Source organism: Halorubrum sp. GN11_10-6_MGM (genome assembly GCF_005435165.1).
In the GTDB taxonomy this organism is placed as follows: Archaea; Halobacteriota; Halobacteria; order Halobacteriales; family Haloferacaceae; genus Halorubrum.
The window spans coordinates 1-852 of sequence record NZ_SGUC01000087.1 but is presented as its reverse complement, the minus strand read 5'-3'; the positions used below and the strand labels follow the sequence as shown (position 1 = coordinate 852).

Below are 852 nucleotides of genomic sequence, written 5' to 3'. Positions count from 1 at the left end.
CCGCCGACAGCGACAACTCCCCGTCGATCGGTCCGTGATTCTCCCGTCGAGACCGTCAGTACAACCGCTTCGATACAAAACTCAGGCTTCAGAAACAGCTAGTCGAGGATGCTTTGTGAGGTACTGAGTATGGACCTAAGGGAATGGTTCCTCGCTGTTATTGCTTATCTCCTCGGAGGTATTGCTTTACAGATCGGTGGAAGCGGAAATATTCTCTATGGATACTCCATATATGCAATAATGTTCATTTCCGCTTGGTTTGCCGTGGGTTGGCCCATTGTCAGCTATTGGCTCGCCAAATAAGCAGTTCTCATCGACCGGCTGTTTCAGGTGAGAATATGTCTGAAGAATGGGATTTCAACAGAGCCACGTGACCTGTTCTTGAGGCGCGAATGCGCCAGTTTCCTTGTTAAACAGGAACGGCAATGGCTGTGCCAACCAGCCGTTACTCCTATTCACCGACAGATTCGATAAAATGTGACAGGATCTCGGTCGTGAGCTACTGACTTGCTGTGCTTTCCTCGTTTGTGAACAACCCAGCGACGATTGTCTCGATGAGCGCCTCTTCGATAGCCTCGTAGGCGTCATCGGGTACAACAGGCGTCTCGTGTGCCTGCGTAACGAAGAGTGACGATCGGAAAAGTCCCCGTATTATGTCCGGGTCATCAATACGTGTCACCCCACTATCTACCCACTGGTCTGGCTGTGGGAGTACCTGTCCGTACACCATCCGTTGTAGTTTAACGCTTCACGCCAGCGCTGTCCCTTGATTCGATATCGTTGAGACTACCTGTCACAGAAACCCGGTGGCTGCTGTGAGTTACCAACCACCGGATTCAGTGATTGTCAACC

General features: G+C 51.1%; 1 protein-coding gene. It reads right to left on the bottom strand.

The window, feature by feature from the left end:
* Positions 1 to 499: 499 nt before the first annotated feature.
* Positions 500 to 730 carry a hypothetical protein gene (locus tag EXE46_RS17285; RefSeq protein ID WP_199234203.1) on the bottom strand — a complete coding sequence of 77 codons (231 nt, stop codon included), beginning with the start codon at positions 728 to 730 and terminating at the stop codon, positions 500 to 502.
* Positions 731 to 852 lie beyond the last annotated feature (122 nt).